Origin of the sequence: uncultured Rummeliibacillus sp. (assembly GCF_934216135.1) — a bacterium.
GTDB lineage: Bacteria > Bacillota > Bacilli > Bacillales_A > Planococcaceae > Rummeliibacillus.
In genome coordinates this window covers 58,528-80,732 of sequence record NZ_CAKQBI010000003.1, presented here as the reverse complement: position 1 = coordinate 80,732, position 22,205 = coordinate 58,528, and the positions used below count along the sequence as shown (strand labels likewise).

The 22,205-nt window shown below is 35.0% G+C and carries 17 protein-coding genes; 3 read left to right on the top strand and 14 right to left on the bottom strand.

Translation table 11 applies throughout. The features are described from left to right. Positions 1-11 precede the first annotated feature (11 nt). The 10 genes from Q0977_RS03150 to parE form a co-directional block, all read right to left on the bottom strand. Positions 12-1,499 carry an aminotransferase class I/II-fold pyridoxal phosphate-dependent enzyme gene (locus tag Q0977_RS03150; protein ID WP_299510532.1) on the bottom strand — a complete coding sequence of 496 codons (1,488 nt, stop codon included), beginning with the start codon at positions 1,497-1,499 and terminating at the stop codon, positions 12-14. 738 nt (positions 1,500-2,237) lie between these two features. Next, positions 2,238-2,939, bottom strand: coding sequence for an arginase (locus Q0977_RS03145; RefSeq protein ID WP_299510530.1), 702 nt, complete (start codon positions 2,937-2,939; stop codon positions 2,238-2,240). 197 nt (positions 2,940-3,136) lie between these two features. Beyond that, complete coding sequence (locus Q0977_RS03140) at positions 3,137-3,385, bottom strand: hypothetical protein (RefSeq protein WP_124217056.1); 249 nt, start codon at positions 3,383-3,385, stop codon at positions 3,137-3,139. 270 nt (positions 3,386-3,655) lie between these two features. Then, positions 3,656-4,378, bottom strand: a complete 723-nt coding sequence (locus Q0977_RS03135; protein ID WP_299510526.1) for an exonuclease domain-containing protein — start codon at positions 4,376-4,378, stop codon at positions 3,656-3,658. A 2-nt stretch (positions 4,379-4,380) separates the two neighbouring features. Beyond that, entirely contained in the window at positions 4,381-5,355 is a 975-nt protein-coding gene (locus Q0977_RS03130; RefSeq protein ID WP_299510524.1) for a DUF294 nucleotidyltransferase-like domain-containing protein, read from the bottom strand. Between the two features lie 47 nt (positions 5,356-5,402). Beyond that, complete coding sequence (locus tag Q0977_RS03125) at positions 5,403-6,701, bottom strand: ammonium transporter (RefSeq protein ID WP_299510522.1); 1,299 nt, start codon at positions 6,699-6,701, stop codon at positions 5,403-5,405. Positions 6,702-7,098: 397 nt separating this feature from the next. After that, complete coding sequence (locus tag Q0977_RS03120; RefSeq protein WP_119415742.1) at positions 7,099-8,676, bottom strand: ABC transporter substrate-binding protein; 1,578 nt, start codon at positions 8,674-8,676, stop codon at positions 7,099-7,101. A 97-nt stretch (positions 8,677-8,773) separates the two neighbouring features. After that, positions 8,774-9,985, bottom strand: a complete 1,212-nt coding sequence (locus tag Q0977_RS03115) for an MFS transporter (RefSeq protein WP_299510520.1) — start codon at positions 9,983-9,985, stop codon at positions 8,774-8,776. A 99-nt stretch (positions 9,986-10,084) separates the two neighbouring features. Further along, positions 10,085-12,523 (bottom strand): DNA topoisomerase IV subunit A, encoded by a 2,439-nt coding sequence (gene parC / locus Q0977_RS03110; protein WP_299510518.1) that lies wholly within the window; start codon positions 12,521-12,523, stop codon positions 10,085-10,087. Further along, on the bottom strand, positions 12,520-14,496 hold the full coding sequence (parE, locus tag Q0977_RS03105; RefSeq protein WP_299510516.1) for a DNA topoisomerase IV subunit B: 1,977 nt from the start codon (positions 14,494-14,496) through the stop codon (positions 12,520-12,522). Before parE ends, parC begins: the two co-directional genes overlap by 4 nt. Positions 14,497-14,744: 248 nt before the next feature. Between parE and plsY the strand changes: the two genes are divergently transcribed. Together plsY and Q0977_RS03095 are read left to right on the top strand one after the other, a co-directional pair. After that, positions 14,745-15,347 carry a glycerol-3-phosphate 1-O-acyltransferase PlsY gene (gene plsY, locus Q0977_RS03100; protein ID WP_119415738.1) on the top strand — a complete coding sequence of 201 codons (603 nt, stop codon included), beginning with the start codon at positions 14,745-14,747 and terminating at the stop codon, positions 15,345-15,347. Between the two features lie 24 nt (positions 15,348-15,371). After that, a complete protein-coding gene (locus Q0977_RS03095; protein ID WP_119415737.1) occupies positions 15,372-15,662 on the top strand; it encodes a HesB/YadR/YfhF family protein in 291 nt (96 codons plus the stop codon). 45 nt (positions 15,663-15,707) lie between these two features. On the opposite strand, the gene Q0977_RS03090 is transcribed toward Q0977_RS03095, so the two are convergent. After that, the gene (locus Q0977_RS03090; RefSeq protein WP_119415736.1) at positions 15,708-16,133 is read right to left on the bottom strand and encodes a thioesterase family protein; all 426 of its coding nucleotides are present in this window, start codon (positions 16,131-16,133) and stop codon (positions 15,708-15,710) included. 189 nt (positions 16,134-16,322) lie between these two features. Between Q0977_RS03090 and Q0977_RS03085 the strand changes: the two genes are divergently transcribed. Beyond that, the gene (locus tag Q0977_RS03085) at positions 16,323-16,703 is read left to right on the top strand and encodes a VOC family protein (protein ID WP_299510509.1); all 381 of its coding nucleotides are present in this window, start codon (positions 16,323-16,325) and stop codon (positions 16,701-16,703) included. 164 nt (positions 16,704-16,867) lie between these two features. On the opposite strand, the gene Q0977_RS03080 is transcribed toward Q0977_RS03085, so the two are convergent. The 3 genes from Q0977_RS03080 to Q0977_RS03070 all read right to left on the bottom strand — a co-directional run bounded on the left by Q0977_RS03080 (position 16,868) and on the right by Q0977_RS03070 (position 22,135). Beyond that, positions 16,868-18,775, bottom strand: coding sequence for a M14 family zinc carboxypeptidase (locus Q0977_RS03080; protein ID WP_299510507.1), 1,908 nt, complete (start codon positions 18,773-18,775; stop codon positions 16,868-16,870). Between the two features lie 124 nt (positions 18,776-18,899). Further along, positions 18,900-21,605 carry an aconitate hydratase AcnA gene (gene acnA, locus Q0977_RS03075; RefSeq protein WP_124217050.1) on the bottom strand — a complete coding sequence of 902 codons (2,706 nt, stop codon included), beginning with the start codon at positions 21,603-21,605 and terminating at the stop codon, positions 18,900-18,902. A 140-nt stretch (positions 21,606-21,745) separates the two neighbouring features. Further along, positions 21,746-22,135: a thiol-disulfide oxidoreductase DCC family protein gene (locus Q0977_RS03070; protein ID WP_299510501.1), complete on the bottom strand. Its 390-nt coding sequence runs from the start codon at positions 22,133-22,135 to the stop codon at positions 21,746-21,748. Positions 22,136-22,205: the final 70 nt, after the last annotated feature.

The following is a 22,205-nucleotide window of genomic DNA, read 5'->3' as shown; positions in this document are numbered from 1 at the left end:
TTCTACTTTTCTTATTCTTTTACTACGGTTATATGATGTTCAAGCGCTGATTCTGTTAAAACATTTCCAAAAGTCTGAGAATAATAATGATACTGCTGAATGACATCCTCAGATATCAATTCCCCAGGAATAACAAGCGGAATGCCTGGAGGATAAATCATTAACAAATCAGCACTTATTTTACCAAGCGCCCTATCAATAGACATTAGTTCATGCTCAGCATAATGGGCATCTCTTGGACTTAACAATAGAATATTGGCATGTGTTGAGGTGACACTTGTAGAATAGATAGGTGTTTTTCTGCTATATAGTCGATCTATCTCTCGCAAAGCCCATACTAATTTTTTTAAAGAATTTTCATCATCTGCTGTTGTGATGACTGCCATAACGACATATCCTTCAGCAAGTTCCATTTGAATCTGGTATTTTTCTTTTAATAATGTGTAAACCTCAAAACCTGTTAATCCGCTATCATTTACACGTATTACAAGTTTCGTCCAATCATAGGATTGCATATTATGTTTTTTCACAAAATCTTTTTTCAGTATTTCAAAACAAGTATGTTGTTCGATTTCGTGGATGGCTCTCTCCACTAGTGGTTTTAATGCTTGATAGCGTTTATATCCATAAAGTGCAAGTTCATGTCTTGCAACATCTAAAGAACTCATAAGCAAATAATTCGCACTAGTTGTTTGGATCATGTTCAATGTTTTTTGCATAGTTTTCGCTGAAATACGCCCTTCATTTAAAAGCAAAATTGAACTTTGGGTTAATGAACCACCTGTTTTATGCATACTCATGGTGACGATATCAGCACCAGCAGTGATTGGATCTATTAGCTCCGGCATAAATGGTAAATGTGCCCCGTGTGCACTATCTACGATAACAGCTATATTGCGATCGTGTGCTAACTTGCAAATTGTTCGTAATTCGTTCATGGAGCCAAAATAGGTTGGATATGTAACTAAAATTGCTTTTGCCTCCGGATATGCAGAAAGTGTTTTTATGACATTTTCAACTGAAATGCCATGTGAAATGCCGAAATGTACATCCACTTCAGGTTCGATAAATACAGGTTTTGCCCCACTCAATATTAAGCCATTCATAACTGATTTATGACAATTTCGCGGTACGATTAATACATCATCTGGTTTACAAGTAGCTAATATCATCGCCAATATCCCTGATGTTGTACCATTTACTAAAAAGTATGCGTGGTCTGCACCGAAAGCATCTGCCGCAAGTTGTTGTGCTTCTTTTATGACTGATTGTGGATGGCTAAGAAGATCTAACTCTTTCATAGAGTTGACATCCATTTTCATCGTCATTTCACCAAGTATATTTTTTAAAGGACTAGCCTGTGCGCCCATTTTGTGTCCTGGAACATCAAAAGGTATTGTATTTCTATTGGCATAATGGACAAGCGCATCAAATAATGGCATTTTTTCTTGATCTTTCGGTAACTCACTCATACGTAGCTGTTCTTGAATGCTGTTCATTATTCAATACCCTCCTCAATTGATTTGTGAAGTAATCTTGAATAATGTACATTCGTTAGCTTTTTTATAGAATAATGCAATTTTTGAGTAGACCCTTTTTCAATAAAATGATTCCTTGGTAAATTAAAAACAGTCAATATTTATCACTCCTACTAAAAAATGTCATTTTTAGCATAGAAAAAAGCTCTCCAACCATTAGAAGGAAAGCTTCGATATAATATCAACTGCTTATCCTCTTATCGTTCACAAAACTTTGTACATTTTGCGCTCAGGTTGAGCCCCAACGTCTGATAAAATAATCAGACAGGTTTGCCACCGTATCCTAGACCCCTCGTCTCAACGGTTACTAATAAGAGCAACTTTATTTATGCTGAAGCTAATATTAATGGAATTTATACAAACTGTCAAACCCTTTTTATAAAAATTTCAAAAATTCTATTATTAATTATTTTATTTTTTCGCAATTTTTTAGAAACCTCTAAAACTGTATTATAAATATTCGGTTTGATGTTTCAATATATAACATCCCACGTTTTTAATGTAAAATCATCTTTTAAAATAATACAGTATAAATCATCTTTCAATCTCTGTACTATATGCAAGAAAGTGTTAAAAGTTTTCTTGAATAAATTACAAAAAGATGCAAATTCAATGATACTGAATCTGCATCTTTTTAGATTTATAACTTTATATAATTGGACAAATGATCCATTTCATAAAAATTTGTAAGAAATTTTTTTATTCTATCAAATATTGTACTTGATCTGCATAGGTTAAGTCAGATGGATTCCATTTTCTTAATTGGCAATCGACAACTGTATAAGGAATGCCCATTTTTTGAATAAATTCAGCAAATTTTTCATCTAACCATGGCGGAGTCCAAGCTCCAGAACGGCAAATATGAATTGCTGAAATCTTCTCCTTAGGCTGCAAATCATTTAGCTTTGGATATTCGATATGAAAGCGCTTATTCATTTGTTTAAAGTACTCAGGTTTTTCAGCAGTGTACGGTCCATAAACAATATGTGCCTCATCTACTTCATTGTTTTTTAACAATTTTCCGAGCCAGTTTGCGCAATTTAATTCAAAATCAAGTGATGGTAATCCTCCGTAGCCCAAATCTGAATGAGCATCGAAAAGGTAAACATCATCACAGTTAAACTCATGCGCGATTTTATAAGATAGTGCATGTGAGTCCGAAACATATACATGTATATGAGAGTCAAACTCGAAAATTTCTTTCATTTCGCGCCAAAAGTTGTCAACCTCATTAGAAAGCTCATATCGTTCTTGAATGTCTTTACCTTGTGCTTTCAATTGAAAGTAACGCTTATACCATAAATCGTTTATTGTTCTTTCATTTTCAATACATGATGAACCGTTTTGATTGTCTAAAGAAATAAAATAATCCCAATCTATTGATAATAAACTGTTTCCCATTATGACCACCTCTATTAAGTTAAATCACAGTTTATCTTAAAGTGTTCATAACATAATTGTAGTTCTACATAAATTTTATGTCAATTTATCCATTTACTATCGAAACTGAGGAAAACAAAACAGATGACCTAAATCTTTTTAGATCATCTGTTTATAATATGAAATGTGTATAAATTTTTAGATTAAGTAGGATGGGATTAGTCGTTGATGGTAATTTTATGTTCATAAAGCTCTCCTGGGAATTCAATGGATAGGAACGATAACAATGATCGGCTTAAATCACGTGGAATGCAAAAGTGGACATTATTGATATGGATATGTCTTCCCAGCTTATAAATACTTTCATAAAGAGAATCTTTAGAATGATGGTCTACCTGTTGCCCCATCTTAGAAACAGACTCCACAACATAATGCATATTATCCTTATAGATGTTGAGTTTTAACAAAGAACCACTTCCTTTTCAAATTTTCTATTTAAATTAAATTAAATAGTAATTATATTATATCATAAAGCAGCATAATTATGACACAAATAAGATTTTTGCATTATAACGTTCAAAATTAATTTGAAAGTAATCCTACAACTTTTACTTATAGGTATATCCAAATAAAGCAGGGAATCCCACCTTTAGCTTTTTAAAACATAGTAAGAAAAATTAAATCTACAGATACAAAGAGTACAAATCCAACATACTGGTTTGTACTTTTACTTTTGGCTATAATCGCGCATATCGTTCATAGACATCCTGCAAATTTTCACAACCAATTTTTTTGGCCTTTTCAATATAGAGACTCCAAAGTTCAGCCGTTAAGCGAGCGTCACCTAATGCATGGTGACGATTGATGATTGGAATATCATTATATGCACAAAAATCTTCTAGTTTAATCATATTTAGGTCACGCTCCACTATTTTAAACAAAAATGCTGTATCAACAATTCTATATTTAAAAGGTGTTCTAAAATAATGATTGCTTGCATATTTCATAAAACTTCTTTCATGATTCGCATGGTGAGCAACTAGTGTAGAATCTTTTACAAATTCGAGGAATTCAAGTAATACATTAGAAGCTGGAGGAGCAGCTTTAATGGCTTCGTCTGTAATTCCCGTTAGTTTCACGATTTCAGGTGGAATTTCTTTTTCTGTATACATGAGTGAATAGTATGTTTCATCTAGGAGAATTTGCGATCCATTCATCTTTACTGCACCGATGGATAATATTTCATCTCCCTTTTCGGGATAAAAGCCTGTTGTTTCGATATCGAAAACAACTACCTTTAGTTCAGTTAAAGGGATTCCTAACGCTTCTTCTGGCTGTATTTCTTTTTGCAATCCTCTTAAAAAGGCAATTTGTTGAGCGTTTTGCACTTCCCCTAATCCACCTGTATTACGTTTTCCTTGTATAGATCTTAGTAATTGCTGAAATGGTTCAAAAACCATATTTAACACCCTTTTTCAATAAGTTCGATTACTTCATCATGAATTCGAATTCCCGTTTTAAGAATTTGTTTAATCTGTTTTTTCTCCGCTTTACTAAGTCCTGCAATTTTTAGATAGTGCGTATCAAAATAATCATCAACTTTAAATAGTGAGAGTCGATACTTTAAAAGAAGTTCAAAATTGTCATTGCAGTTTCTTAATAAATTAGTATACTTTTCTTTTTTTACTAGTTCGGAAATACGTGATAATGTTGAAGTTTCGTAAATGCCTTCTTTAATCGCCAATATTCGAATGGCATTAACGTATGGTACAAAGGCAGAGTACTTTAAATCTATGCACCCTTGATATGGACCGTAACGTTCTACTAATATTTGCCCCAAAGGTCCAATTGTATTTTTTAGATGCATAATATTTGCCATAAACCGTTTTAAAAGATTAGGTTGTTCCAATTGATATTTGTAAACAACACTTTTCAACTGATTAATATATAGTGTTTCACCTACAAGAACTCTTGCATCATAAAAAATTTGCAAATACCGGATAGCTTCCCAACTTTCTGATTCCATCCATGTTAGTAATTGTTCTTTCCAACTTTTCAAAGATTTACACCAAAGCGGATTTGAACTCATGATGTAGCCTTTACAATACGGATAGCCAACTAATGCAAGACCATCTGAAAGTTCTTCTCCAAGAGACTTAAAATAGGTACGGCATTCTTCAGTATCTTCCACATAAATCATTCCGTGATCTTGATCACTGATAAAACCTTGTTCGAGCCTTCCCCCACTTCCAGTTATAAACCACGAAAAAGCACAAGGCGGCAATCCTTTTTGTAAATTAACGATTGCCACCTCTAATACTTTTTTCATAACCTGATCATGAAAAGCGTTCAGACCAGAAAGATCTTCCTTGTATTTAGAAATATTTTGTTCTTTCCAAATCTTAATCGATTTGTATGTTAACACCCCAGTGTCCAACAAAAGCACTTCCTTTTGTTAAGTAGCCTAGCTATTAAGCTTTTTACTTATGAACTAACATGAGTTTTACTAGCAACAACATTTGCTTCTTTCGATAATTTATCCATTTGTTCTGGATAACCATAGCTACCATGTTCACTAATGTCTAAGCCCATAATTTCTTCTTCTTCAGATACACGAATTCCTCCCATTACTTTCTTCATAACCCAAAGGATTGCGAATGAAACGACAAATGCGTATAATCCAGAAACAGCTACACCCATAAATTGAACACCTAGTTGGTCAAAACCACCACCGTAGAACAATCCAGGTTTACCAACTGAAGCAAGTTCTTTTGTCGCAAAGAATCCTGTTGATAATGTACCCCAAATACCAGGAATACCATGAACTGAAACAGCGAAGATTGGATCGTCGATTTTTCTTTTTTCTAAGAAACGTGCACCATAGAAAGTTAAAATACCAGCGATAAAACCAATTACGACTGAAGCCCATACATCAACGAATGCACATGACGCTGTAATCGCAACTAACCCTGCTAACGCACCATTTAAAATCGTTGGAATATCAGGTTTACCTAATACAAACCAAGAGATTAAAGTTGCTGCTACCGCACCTGCTCCTGCAGCTAAGTTCGTGTTAAGAGCTACAAATCCGAAGAATGCACCATCTACTGATACAGTACTACCAGCGTTAAATCCAAACCAACCAACCCAAAGGATTAGAACTGCTAATGCAGTATATACTTGGTTGTGACCCGCAATGTTATTTGATGAACCATCTTTGTTGAATTTACCAATACGTGGTTTTAATAGAATTGTTGCTGCAAGAGCTGCCATCGCACCTGTTAAGTGAACTACTGTAGAACCGGCAAAATCTTGTTTACCATGTTCTGCTAACCAACCGCCACCCCAGATCCAGTGAGCAATAACGGGATAAACTAAAATTCCAAAAAGAATGGTGAAGACTACATAAGCTGAAAACTTCGCACGTTCTGCGAAACCGCCAAGAGCAATTGTCACGGAAATTGCCGCAAATGCTAATTGGAATACAAAGAATACTGTTGTAGCAAGACCTCCTTCTTCAGGTTTAGCTAAATCACCTGAGTAGAAAAAGTCTGTCATACCTACTAAGAAGTTTGCGTTACCACCGAAGATCAATCCATAACTGAGTGCCCAAAATACTATTGATGCTAAACCAAAAGTGAAAATTGTTTTACCAGCTACGTGCCCCGCATTTTTCATTCTTGTGGAACCGGCTTCTAATAATATAAATCCACCAATCATAAAAATAACTAAAATTGCCGCTACCATCGTCCACAAGCTATTCATCAGATACATTGCATCCATGAACATCAACTCCATTTCTTATGTTATTTTTCTAAACAAATGCACGTTAGGTTTTATAACATGTTTGCTATTAATCTTAATTTTACACATAAATGATTAATAGTCAATACAATTTTCTGAATTTTTTAAAATAATGTAATGTTTTCTAACGCGATATTGCATAAAACGCTTTCATTATAAATTTTCAATATTTTGTATTTTATCTTTGCCATTCGCCTCAAATTTTGAATATATCTTTAAAGGTTTAGTGAATCGATAGTCATCTTATTATATATTTTAGAAGAAGACTAACTCTCTTTTTTCCTCATTAGAAGTCACATCTTTACGTTGGAATCAAAAGCACCTATTAGTTAAATAGGTGCTTTATAACATATTGCTGACAATCCGTACGCTTTTTTTATTTCACAATTACACTTTTCAAATCATCTGCTTCAGTAGGATGCGGCTTGTAATTTTCCACGTTACTTCTTGCACCTACTATAGGCGTTGAATGAACCAGCGGTAAAACAGGCACAATTTCACGTAAACGATTTTGTATTTCTCCATAAATTTCTTCTCGTTTCGTTTCATCTGTCGTAGAACGTGCTTCTGCTAACCAGTTTTGTATCTTCACATCATTTAGTTGGGAATTATTCAAAGATCCTGATTCATCAAAGAATAAGGATAGCAAATTATCCGGATCCCCATTATCACTTGTACCTCCAAGTAAAAATAACTGTGCTTCACCTTTTCTCGTTTTATCTAAATAAGTTGCCCATTCATACGTAACAATCTTTGTTTTCATCCCAATAGTTTCTAAATTCTTTTGGATTGCTTCTGCAACTTTTTGTCCATCAGGCATGTATGGACGTGGTACCGGCATTGCCCATAATTCTACTACTTTACCGTCATACGAAGATTCTTTTAATAATCCTTTTGCCTTCTCTACATCGAAAGTATATGGCTCTGTATTTTCGTTATAGCCAAGAGAAGTCGGTTGTAAGGGGTTTTTTGCTTCTGTCGCTAATCCCTCAAAAAAGCTACTTACAATTGCTTGACGATCAATTGCTAAACTAACAGCTTGCCTTATTTTTGAATCATTAAGCGGTTTTTGAGTCATCGTCATTCCTAAATACCCCACATTAAACGAAGGCCTTTTTAGTAATTGTAGATTTGAATCTTCTTCAATACGCTTATGATCACTTGGACTTAAGCCATCTGCAATATCAATTTCACCTGTTACCAAACTATTTAATCTAGCAGCGTTGTCTGGCAATGTACGGTAGATTAACTTTGTCACTTTTGGATATCCATTTTGCCAGTAATCTTCATTCTTTGTAAGTTCAATTGAATCATTTCGCTTCCAACTTTTAAATTTAAATGGTCCAGTTCCAACAGGATTTTCACCGAATTTATCTCCTTCTTTTTCAATAGCCGATGGACTTGCAATTGAAAATGCTGTCATTGCCAAATTATTTAATAATGCTGCAGAAGGTTTTTTTAACTTTATTTCGAAGGTATGTTCATCTAATGCTTTCACCGTATCAATAATATGGTTTTTATCATCTACAAAACCCCCAAACATATCACCGTAATATGGAAATTGATCAACAGTGCCATTCATCCAACGCTCAAAGTTTTTGACAACTGCTTCTGCATTAAAAACTGTTCCGTCGTGAAATTTAACACCTTCTTGCAGGGTGAATGTATAGGTCAACTGATCTTCAGATATTTCCCATTCTTTCGCTAAGCTTGGTTTAATCGATGTATCATCTTCCCCAAATTGTACGAGCGTTTCATAAATATTACGAGCTACCTTAAACGATTCACCGTCTGTAATCGTAATTGGATCAAGAGAAACTGAATCGGTGCCCCGGCCATAAACAAGAGAACTTTCTTTCGAATCTGCGCCTTTGTTTCCGGTATCTTTATTCCCACAAGCACTCAAAACAATAACCCCTAACACCATAAAAATGTACAATAACACTTTCTTCATACTATTCCCCCTTTTAAAATACTGAAATTTCAGAATATAATATCTATTATACATAATAGAATTATAGATAGAAATCTCTAAACCAAAAAAGCAGCTATTAGGCAGCTGCTTTTTGTCCTGTTTCTATTTGAATTTTATCTTTCTTCATTTTCCATAAATAATATAAAGTTATCAAAAGACTACAAGCTCCAAAACACATTACCATATTTTCAAGTCCTATGAGATCTAATAATGCACCTGTTGACAATAAAACGATTTGAAATGAAGTGCGATCTAACATATTGCGAAAAGAGAAGAAACGACCATGAAACTCTTTTGGCACTTGTTGTTGGAATATCGTCATGACAGTTGGGTAGAAACACCCTACTGAGAAACCTACTAAACCAAATGTTATAAGGGATAAAATAGGAATATGCGCGAAATGAAGCAATAATTCAGCGGCTCCAACGATAAACAATGCAAAGAATAATATGTGATTTGTTTTCCACTTTAAACCGATATATTTAATAACAAACGATCCAATCATAAAACAAACCCCTTCGACTGTATAAATAAGCCCTTTAATCGAAGATGAATCTTGAATTTCACTAATAGAAATAACGAGTAAATTAAATGACCCTAAAAATAAAACAGGGATAAAAGACAAAATAAGTGTATATTTAATGCCCGGATCACGTTTTAATAATGGGAATACTTCTTTAAAATTACGTTTAGCATCCTTCTTAGCCGTTTTTTGAAGACTTTCTTGCGTGTTGGGTAGTTTCAGCATAAAAGTAAATAACAACATGACAGAATACGCTACCATCGATATCACGTACAGTGCACTAAGTGGTGCATATACAAGAACTAAGCCTGCAAGTGCAGTACCTGCTACCCTTGCAATTGTTGAGATATTCATATCCCAGCCGTTTAGTTGAAGTAAATCCTTCTCCTCTACAATTAGCGGCAAACAAGCTTGTAAGGCTGGAAAATAAAATGCAACTGCAATTTGTATAGTGATTAGAAAAATAACCATCCACATAATAGAGTCTGTTGCTAACGCTATAAACATAAACACTATACTTACTATACGGGCAGCACTTGAATAAATCATTACTGTTTTTTTGTTAGATTGATCAATAATTCTTCCTGCCATTGGCCCTACTAAAATCCCTGCAAATAATCCACTTGCTAAAATAAGAGATTTCATAAAATCAGACGGTACTTTTTCTTGCATAAATTCTAAGTTTCCAATGATTCCTGCCCATAATCCTAAACCTGCAATCAACTCACCGCTCAAAATAATCCAAACATTGCGATTTTTTAGCATACTTTCACCTCCAAAAAAAGAAAGGAACTGATACCAGTTCCTTTCATAACTCTTAATGATATTGTAACTTAATTCGAATATTTAGACTACCTAATGTTTTTATGATTTTTTTGCATCAATTGCAGGAAGTTTTTGAACGTGAATAATTTCGCCGTCTGTATCAACATCCACTGCATAGGAACCATTTGAAAATCTGTCGGCCAATCGATAGTGACCTTCTCGAAGTTCTTCTTGAATTCCTTTTTCAGTAGTAAGTTGAATTCCTTCCCCTTCTTCAACATAAACAACAGCACAAACTCTATGTGGGTTTTTCTTTAATTCACGTAAAGTAAGAACGCCTCGTAATGCGCGATTACCTGTTTCTACTTCATCTAATGCCATCTTCTTCACTGCCCCGCGTTGAGTCACAATCATTACTTTTCCTTTGTGATGTTCGGGAATAACATTAGCAGCTTGAATATAATCATCATCTTTTAAATTCATTGCTTTAACACCAGCTGTTTTAATGCCGGTAACTTGTACTTCATCTAGCTTGAAGCGAATTGCATAACTACAATAAGTTGTTAGATAAACTTCAATTGTCGGTTCTACAATGTCAGCAAAAATAACCAAATCATCTTTCTTAACTTTCATCATTTTCAATGGTTTTGTATATCTTTGGACAAAGAAGTCAGCTAATGCCGTTCGTTTAATTTGTCCATATTTTGTAATCGTTAGAACGTATTGATCCGCTTTAAAGTCTGTTACGCCACAAGCATTGATAATATTTTCGTCTGCATCAAGTGGCACAATACTTGAAATATGCTGTCCTAGGTCTTTCCAACGAATGTCTGGTAACTCATGCACCGGTTGGAAAATATAATGCCCTTTATCAGTGAACAGCAATATGTGCTGTTGTGTATTTAACGTAGATTCAAACAATAAATGGTCAGATTCCTTCATGGCAATATCCTTACCATTCGAAGCATTATATGAACGAATACTTGTACGTTTGATATAACCATCTTGCGTAACTGTAACAACTACATCTTCACTAGGAATAAGTGCTTCCATATCTAACTTAATATCTTCAATTTTCTCTTGTATCACTGAACGTCTAGGTTCAGCAAATCTTTTCTTAATATCTTGCAATTCTTTTTGAAGTACTTTTACTAATTTGGCATCACTATCTAAAATACTTTGCAGTTCAAGAACTTTCTTGTGTAGCTCATCTTGTTCTTCTTGCAATTCAGTAATATCAGTATTAGTTAAGCGATACAATTGTAACGAAACGATTGCTTCGGCTTGAACTTCCGTAAAGGCAAATTTTTGTATTAAATTGTTTTTTGCGTCTTTTTTATCTTTGGAAGAACGGATGGTGGCAATAACCTCATCCAAAATCGATAATGCTTTCATCAGACCTTCAACAATATGTAAACGATCTTTTGCCTTTTTTAAGTCGAATTTCGAACGTCTAATAACTACTTCTTTTTGATGATCGATATATGCATCTAAAAGAAGTGGTAAAGTCATCATCGTTGGACGACGATTGTAAATGGCAATCATGTTGAAGTTATAAGTTACTTGAAGATCTGTGTTTTTCAATAAATATTTTAGAATTGGTGCACCGCTAATATCCTTTTTCAGTTCAACAACGATACGTAATCCTGTACGGTCAGATTCATCACGAACTTCTGCAATTCCCTCTAAACGTTTATCAAGGCGCATTTCATCCATTTTCTTAACAAGGTTAGCCTTATTCACATCGTAAGGTATTTCAGTGATAACAATTTGTTCTTTCGATCCTTTTAATTGTTCAATTTCTGTTTTAGCTCGAACAATTATTTTTCCTCTACCTGTTTCGTATGCCTTTTTAATGCCCTCGATACCTTGAATAATAGCACCAGTAGGGAAATCTGGACCTTTAATCACAGTCATTAACTCATCAATTGTTACATTTGGGTTTTTCAAACGCATTAAGACTGCATCTAATACTTCAGCTAAGTTGTGTGGAGGAATATCGGTAGCATAACCAGCAGATATCCCCGTAGAACCATTTACTAATAGATTTGGGAAACGTGATGGTAATACAGTTGGTTCCATGTCTTGGTCATCGAAGTTAGGCACTAAGTCAACTGTTTCTTTTTGAATATCACGTAACATTTCAGCAGAAATAGTAGAAAGTCTTGCCTCTGTATAACGCATTGCTGCTGGTGGGTCACCATCTAAAGAACCATTATTACCATGCATTTCGATCAGTACATGGCGTGCTTTCCAATCTTGGCTCATACGAACCATGGCTTCGTATACGGAGCTATCACCATGTGGATGATAGTTACCAATTACATTACCTACTGTTTTAGCAGATTTACGGAATGGTTTTTCATGTGTATTTCCTTCCATGAACATCGCATATAAAATACGACGTTGCACGGGTTTAAGTCCATCTCTTGCATCTGGAAGAGCACGGTCTTGAATAATATATTTACTATATCGACCGAAACGATCACCGATGACTTCTTCTAAAGGCAAGTCTTGATATTTCTCTGACTGTGTCATTTAAGCTCTTCCTCCTCTTGTTGAATAAAATCACTTTCTAAAATGTTGTTATCTTCTTCTAAACCAAAATCTACATGTGATTCAATCCATTTACGACGAGGTTCAACCTTGTCCCCCATCAATGTCGCTACGCCTTTTTCTGCGCGTTCCACATCATTAATCTTAACGCGTACTAATGTACGAGTTTCTGGATTCATCGTAGTTTCCCAAAGTTGGTCGGCATTCATCTCACCAAGACCTTTATAGCGTTGTAAGATATAACCTTTACCGATTTTTTTAATGGCTTTTTGTAAGTCTTTTTCTGTCCAAGCATATTCCACAACTTCTTTTCGTCCAGTACCTTTTGATACTTTATAAAGCGGTGGTAGTGCAATATACACTTTCCCTGCTTCTACAAGCGGTCTCATGTAACGGAAGAAGAATGTTAATAATAATACTTGGATATGCGCACCATCGGTATCAGCATCGGTCATGATAATGACTTTATCGTAAGCTGAGTCTTCTACATTAAAATCAGAACCAACACCCGCACCTATTGCATGTATAATCGTTGAAATTTCTTCGTTTTTCATAATGTCTTGCAATTTAGCTTTTTCCGTATTGATAACTTTACCTCGAAGCGGCAAGATTGCTTGGAACGTACGGTCACGTCCTTGTTTCGCAGATCCACCGGCAGAGTCACCTTCGACAAGGTACAATTCGTTCTTGGCAGCATTTTTAGATTGTGCTGGTGTTAACTTTCCAGATAAAATTGTACTTTGTTTTTTTGACTTTTTACCGTTTCGGGCATCTTCTCTTGCTTTACGTGCTGCTTCACGAACTTGTTGTGCACGAATAGCTTTGCGGACAAGTGAAGCACTTAACTCAGCATTTTCCTCTAAAATGTACATTAACTTTTGAGAAATTACAGCATCAACTGCTCCACGTGCTTCTGAAGTACCTAGTTTTCCTTTTGTTTGACCTTCAAATTGTAATAGATTTTCAGGAATACGAACGGAAATTATGGCAGATAGGCCTTCTCGAATATCTGAACCATCTAAGTTTTTATCTTTTTCCTTTAATAGACCAATTTTTCTTGCGTAATCATTGAATACTCGAGTCATTGCTGATTTTGTACCAGTTTCGTGTGTTCCACCATCACGAGTTCGAACATTATTGACGAATGACAAAATGGTTTCAGAATAGCCATCGTTGAATTGGAATGCAAATTCTACTTCAATATCATCCTGTGTACCTTCTACGTATTTAACCGGATGAAGAACATCTTTTTCCTCATTCAAATATGCTACAAACGCTTCTATACCATTTTCGTAATGATATACTTCATGACGTTCTGTAGCTTCTTCGATTAACTCTATTTTTAAATTTTTCAATAAGAATGCGGATTCGCGTAGTCGTTCTGCTAATGTGTCAAAATTATAATTTGTTGTAGAAAATATCGTAGCATCTGGTTTGAAATGTATAAATGTACCTGTTTCTTTTGTAGAACCTATTTTCTCTAATGTTGTTACGGGCTTTCCACCATTTTCGAAACGCATACGATATTTACTTCCATCACGATGGATAATTACTTCTAACCATGATGATAATGCATTCACGACGGATGCACCTACACCATGTAATCCACCACTTGTTTTGTAGCCACCTTGTCCAAATTTCCCACCTGCATGTAATATGGTGAAAATTACTTCTGGAGTTGGTTTACCTGTTTTATGCATACCTGTTGGCATACCTCGTCCATAGTCACGTACACTAATGCTTTGATCAGCGTGTATTTTTACAATGATATGATTACCAAAACCAGCTAGTACTTCATCCACAGCATTATCGACGATTTCATACACTAGATGGTGTAAACCTCTACCATCTGTTGAACCGATATACATACCTGGACGTTTTCTAACTGCTTCTAATCCTTCTAGTACTTGAATATCATCTTCATTGTAAGACGTGATTGTCTGTTTACTTGTCAAAAAAATTCCCCCTAAATACAAACACCCGTTCTACTTCTATTCATATTAAACACAAACTTTAGAACTGTCAACTTCTTGCATTTTTATTTACATACAGCATTTATTGTATCAAACGTTGAAACGAAAAGAAAATAAGAATATTATTATAAAGAAGAAATAAAGTTGTTGTATTGTGTATTCTAGCGAATTCATGATAAACTATTAGTACATTATAATAGTACCAACTACTAAGTAAGAAGGAGTTTTTTATGATTATTTTTCTAGTTTTGGTTTTAGCCTATTTAATAGGATCTATTCCTTCTGCGCTATGGATCGGACAAATATTTTATAAAACAGATATTCGTAAACATGGCAGTGGCAATCTAGGTGCAACAAATACCTTCCGTGTGTTAGGAAAAAAAGCGGGTATTGTTGTAATGGTTATGGATATTTTAAAAGGAACAGTTGCTACCCTTTTACCAACATTAGCTATTTTCGCAGACAGTGGCTTGCATCCTCTTGTCGCTGGACTTGTAGCAGTATTCGGTCATATGTTTCCGATTTTCGCCGGTTTTAGAGGTGGTAAAGCAGTTGCAACTTCAGGCGGTATGCTATTAGGTTATCACTGGCCACTCTTTATTTTACTAGTCATTGCCTTTTTAATTTGTTTAAAATTATTTAAAATGGTTAGTCTTGCATCTATTTTTGCAGCTGTTGTTGCATTTATCTACGCACTTATCTTTGCTATTTTGGAAAAAGAATATTTGCTATTATTTATTGTTACAATACTAGCTGTCTTTATATTTTATCGTCATCGTTCCAATATTTCACGTATAAAAGATGGTACAGAACCAAAAGTAAATTGGTTATAACAAGTTTTCCAGAGGAGAGCTCACATGAAAATTGTCATTACAGAACAAGCTTTAAAGTGGTTTTATGATGAAATGAATGCGCAATCGGGTGATTACATTCGCTTTTACGCACGTTATGGGGGCTCTAATCCTTTTCATACAGGGTTTTCACTTGGTATGAGTAAAGATGATCCTCTTACCCCATCCATTGTTTTACAAAGAAATGGAATAACATTCTTTATCGAAAAAGATGATGAATGGTTTTTTAATGACCATGATTTGATCGTAGATTTTGATGAAGAGATCGATGAATTGAAGTACGAATATAAACAATAACAAACAAAAAGCATGCTAATAGCATGCTTTTTGTTTTGGACAATATTATTGTTGGATTTCTGCAATTTCTTTATATTTATTAAACCATACTTCATCCACACGATTAAAAGGAACGGGTCGAAAACTTTCTTTTTTTACAACTATATGTTCAGAAGTTGCAGTTGCAGCAACAGTTCCATCGGTATGTAGGATTTCATAAGCATATACGGTACGTAAACGATCTTGTGATTTAACCCATGTACGTATAATGGCTTTTTCTCCATATCGCATCGCTGCCTTATAACTAACATTGATATTCATAACTGGAGAAAGATAACCATCCTCTTCAAATTTTGTAACAGAAAATCCAAGATCGTGAATCAACTGTGTTCTTCCTAATTCCAACCAAATGACATAGTTCGCATGATATACTACCCCCATTTGGTCCGTTTCTGCATATCGAATTTCTATTTCTTTTTCACTTACAAACATTTCTTTCACCTCTTCTTCAGTATAGCGGACTTTCTATAAAAAATCTTATTGTTTACACTGATATGCCAGGAATCTCAAAGAGAATATTAAAGGTAATTGTTAATTAAACTAAGATAGTTTAATCGAAGAAGGTTTTAACAGATGATTTCTCGAAGTTAGTATTATGTTGTACACAGGAGGTTATATGATATGACAAATGCACTTTTAAAAGGTGTTGAGGGAATTTTTATCCCCGTTAAAGATCCTGCAAATTCAGCAATATGGTATGGGGATATTCTTGGATTCAAACTAATTTATATCGAAGAAGAGGCTGCAGTAATGAGGATTGGCGAACACTCTCAGACGGTAGTATGCCTGGTTAGAACGCTAAATCCCCAACCAATGAATTTTCCAGAAAATAAGTTTGGAGTAAGTAAATATTATAACTTTATTCCCAATGATGACATAGAAGAAATTCATAAACATTTAGTCTCAAAGAAAGTAAAAGTAAACCAAATAAGTGGAGATGAGAATACTAAATTTTTCACCTTTTACGACCCAGACGATAATCCTTTAGGCGTTTGTCAATAGTACGAGCCTTTCATTAATGGGATGATGTTAAATGACATGGGGTGGAACATCCTTTTTGTTGCCCTACCACATTTTTACTCCATACAAAAAACAAAGACAGGAATTTTTCTCCTGCCTTTGTTTTTAATCTAGCTTTTAACTACCTTGAGTTTTTCAATTCAATTTTATTTACTTGCCTCTTTCGATCCAAATAGACCGATAGATTTGTTTTTGTTCCAAACACTAGTCCAGTAGCGATGCGGAACTGGTCCATTCCCTGCGTATGGTGCGATTTCGATTGTTAAACCTGGTTTCTTTTGATTTAAAATAAACCAATCTGCAGAAGAACCTGATCCACGATAATACATTGGTGGAACTACTGAATATCCTGTTATTCTTGCCACATTTCTAGCTAATTTTAAATCTCGTTTGTAGTTAGAACCTTTTTGGAAGTTAAACCAATAAACAATTTGTCCTGATGAATGGTATGATAAGTCCATTTTAAAATGATGACGTTGTACAAATGCTTTTAAAGCTTGTGCTTCGGGTTCTGAGAATGCACTTGGCCCTTTATAATTCATGAATGATTTCGGTGTGTATGCTAAGTATTTCCACAAACCATCGAAGTTGCGGTTCAAATCAACCCCACGGCCATTTGCTTTCCAGCGATTGAAATTATTGCTACCATGATTATATTTTTTCAAAGTAGATTTATATTTAGGATCCATAGAATTGATGCCTTTTTGAACTAAGGTTACACCATCTGGGTTCATCATTGGTACAAACCAAATACTTGTCTTATTTAATGTACTTTTTACATTATACCCAGCGAAATGTGCTCCTTTACGGTACGCTACTGTATAATTATCTATCATTTCCATTAAAACGTTTGTTGTCATATGTTCTCTAGCATGTATGGCACCATCCATTAAAATTTCCTTTTTACCATTCCCAACTCGTAGTGCATAAATAGATCTACCTTGTACTGATTTTCCTATTTTTTCAATCTCAGTGAATTCGGGGTATAACTGTGCTATAACACGAAGGTAATAATTGTACCTACCATACGTAATACTTTTCTTAGGGTTTACCATATTTGAATGGTTATAGTACTTAAGATTTACATAACCTGATTTACCCATGAAATTGATAATACCCTTATTCCCTTTTAAGCCTTTAAGGGTAATTGATTGTCCTTTTAAAATAGTCCCGATTTTATTTCCCTTAGAAGAATAAACATAATTCGTTGAGCTTACCTTTAATGTGACTGGGTACACTTCTTTTACTAATTTACCTAGAGAAGCAGACTTTTCAGTAGGTATTGTTCCTTTTTTAGGTATTGCATATCTTTGTGAGCCAATTTGGATTTGATGGTAATTCGTTGTCGATTTAGTAACCTTTACAACCGCACCACTTTTTAGTGTACCAATTGTTTTGTATTTACCCTTGATGCTCTGATAGACTTTGATAGATTTAGTGGCAACTTCAACATTGCTATTCTTTTTATAATTGAGATTCACTTGACTGATTGGAATATATCCTTTTACACCAGCAACTTCAACTACATAATAGTCATTAACTATATCTAAAACATGGAATTTTGAAGCTGTTGTTCCTTCTAGTAGAGCGTCTGATTGGTTATTATTTGATGCATAAACAGTAAATTTACCTTTTGTTTTAATCGTTAAATGACGCTTTTCTACCAATTCTTTTGGTTGTTCTTCGGAAGCTGTTAAATTGTCGATTTTAACCCAATATGTATTCCCGCCAATCTGTACTTCAGCATAATCCTTGTTGCTCGATTGCTTTACATTGTATGTATATTGGCTTACAGGTAAAGATAGATGAGTGAATTCTAGTGTTTCTGGCGTGACAAGCTCAACAGATGATAATACTTTAGCAAATTGAAGTTCTTGTTGCTGTTCGTTTGTTTCATCTGTAATGGTAGTATCATTTTCATTAATAGTATTTAATGATGTACTTGTTCCATCGTTATGATCCTCTGCGTTTGCATTAACAGAAAATAAAGTCATACCTAAAATGAAACTTGCAGAGTATAATACCTTTCGTTTGTTCAGTTTTATTTTTCTCATTTAAAATATCGCCTCATTTTTATTTATATAGTAATAATATATCATAAAAACATTCCATTTTTACTAAAAAAATACACGTGCACAAAATTTTGTGCACGTGTAAGGAGTATTACCTATGATTAACTTATTTAGCTAATTTGTTACGTAATACCATTTGTAGGATACCGCCGTTACGGTAGTAATCTACTTCCACTTCTGAGTCGAAACGAGCAAGTGCTTTGAATTGTTTTGTAGAACCATCTTTAGCAGTTGCTGTTACAGTTAAGATATCACGAGGTTTAACACCTTCAGCGATGTTAACTGCAAATGTTTCTTCACCAGTAAGGCCTAGAGATTCAGCGTTTTGACCATCAACAAATTGTAATGGAAGAACACCCATCATTACTAGGTTAGAACGGTGGATACGTTCGTAAGATTCAGCGATAACTGTTTTAACACCTAGAAGGTTAGTACCTTTAGCTGCCCAGTCACGTGAAGAACCCATACCGTAATCTTTACCAGCAAGTACTACTAAACCTGTGTGGTTTTTAGCGTATTTCATTGCTGCATCATAGATGTATTCCACTTCGCCTGTTGGCCAGTAAGTAGTGAAGCCACCTTCTGTACCTGGAGCGATTTGGTTACGGATACGGATGTTTGCAAATGTACCACGCATCATTACTTCGTGGTTACCACGACGAGAACCGTAAGAGTTGAAGTTACGTGGTTCTACACCGTTTTCACGTAAGTATTTACCAGCAGGAGTATCTTTACCAATTGCACCTGCAGGAGAAATGTGGTCAGTTGTAATAGAATCACCAAATTTAGCTAACACACGTAAGCCAGAAAGTGTTTGGATATCTTCTGGTTTAGCAGATAAGTGTTGGAAGAATGGTGGGTTTTGGATGTAAGTTGATTTGTCATCAAATTCATATAATGAGTCAGATGAAATTTCAATTGCATTCCATTTTTCGTTTGCGTTGAATACTGTTTCATATTCTTTTTGGAATAATTCACGAGTAACAACTTTAGAAAGTACTGCGTTTACTTCGTCAGCTGATGGCCAGATATCATCGAAGAATACGTCTTTACCATCTTTGTCTTTACCGAATGAATCTTTACGTAGGTCAACATCTACAGTACCAGCTAATGCATAAGCAACAACCAATGGAGGTGAAGCTAAGTAGTTAGCTTTTACTAATGGGTGTACACGACCTTCGAAGTTACGGTTACCAGAAAGTACAGATGTTACGAATAAATCGTTAGATCTGATTGCATCTTCGATTTCAGGAAGTAATGGACCTGAGTTACCGATACATGTAGTACAGCCGTAACCTACGATGTTGAAACCAAGTTGATCAAGGTATGGTTGTAAACCAGCGTCTTTTAAGTAACCAGTAACAACTTTTGATCCTGGTGCCAATGAAGTTTTAACCCATTTAGGAACTTCTAAGCCTTTTTCAACAGCTTTTTTCGCAACAAGACCTGCAGCGATTAAAACGTAAGGGTTTGAAGTATTTGTACAAGAAGTGATTGCAGCAATACCAACAGCACCTGCTGGGATTTCTACATCGCCATCTGCAAATTTAGCAGTTGCAGTTTTAGTGAATTCTTCTTCAGTTAAACCGAAGCCTTGAACACCAGCTGGAGCAACTACTACTTCGTGGTAGCGTTTTTTCATTTCAGAAAGTGGAATCAAGTCTTGTGGACGTTTTGGACCTGAAAGGTTTGATTCGATATCTGCTAAGTTGATTTCTACAACGTCAGTGTAAGTTGGTTCTAATTCTGGGTCAAAGAACATGTTGTTTGCTTTTAAGTAAGCTTCAACAACTTTGATATGTTCTTCGTCACGACCTGTTAAACGCATGTAATCAAGTGATACATTGTCAATTGCGAAGTAACCACAAGTTGCGCCGTATTCAGGAGCCATATTAGAGATTGTTGCACGGTCAGCTAAAGGAAGTTCAGGTACGCCAGGTCCGAAGAACTCAACGAATTTACCTACAACACCTTTTTTACGAAGTTCTTGTGTAACTTTAAGAGCTAAGTCAGTAGCTGTAGAACCACTTGGAAGTTTACCAGTTAGTTTTACACCAATAACTTCTGGAATTGGGAAGTATGAAGGTTGTCCAAGCATACCTGCTTCGGCTTCGATACCACCAACGCCCCAACCAAGAACGCCTAGACCGTTGATCATTGTAGTATGAGAGTCAGTACCTACAACTGAATCTGGGAAAGTTTCGAATGTACCATCAGCATTTTCGTTTACATGTACAACTGGAGCTAAATACTCTAAGTTTACTTGGTGAACGATACCAGTTGCTGGTGGAACAGCACGGAAATTATCATATGCAGTTTGAGCCCATTTAAGGAAGTTGTAACGTTCTGCATTACGTTCAAATTCAAGATCCATGTTAGCTTGTAAAGCTGAAGAGTTACCGTATTTATCAACTTGAACTGAGTGGTCGATAACTAAATCAACTGGAATTGCAGGGTTGATTTCGTTAGGGTCGCCGCCCATTTCTTTCATAGCTGTACGTAGTGATGTTAAATCAACTACTACTGGTACACCAGTGAAATCTTGAAGTACAACACGAGATGGTTTGAAAGGTACTTCAGCATTTGCATCTGAATCTTTACCCCATTTAGCCAAATTGTCTACGTGTTCTTCTTTGATTACGTAACCATCATATTGACGTAATACTGATTCTAATAATACTTTGATTGAATAAGGAAGGCGTGATACTTTTGCAACGCCTGCTTCTTCGATTGCAGCTAAACGATAAAAGTTATAAGTTTTACCGTTAACTTCAAATGAAGAGCGACTGTTATGCAAGTTTTTGTTTGCCATTGTTCGGTTCCCCCTCTAATTAACTTATGAAAAGGCTTAAATAATTGAGCTACTTTTCTCCACACACAATAATAAGCGATTATTATACATAAGTAAATAACATTAAAATTATACTTTGTTATAAATTTTTTGAATGACCTTTAGTTAAGAAAGCGTTTTCGATGAATTTCATCGGGAATTTTACACATTTTACTTAATCCTGTAAATTTATAACGATTTCTTGCAACTAATTGGTAAAAATAATTGCGAATTGAAACCGGCACTAATTTAAAAATAAGAAGAATGATAAAAGGAAATTTTAATTTCCTTACTATTAAAAGTATTGCATCGGATTCAGTTAACACTTTTCCATTTTGATAAACAACGACAGAATCCAGATTTTGTGTTAAATCTTGTGGCAATAATTTTGCAGCTACTTCCCCTTGTAAGGAAGCGAAACTCAAAGAATGTTTCCGCTCATGTTTTAAAACAAATTGAACGGATTGTTGACAAAATCCACAGTCTCCATCATAGAAAAAAATTGAATTCATAACATCCTCCCTTCTTTCTATAGTAAAAACATTCCTTCTTTTTAATCGTGCATCTCTAGAGGATTAGTGT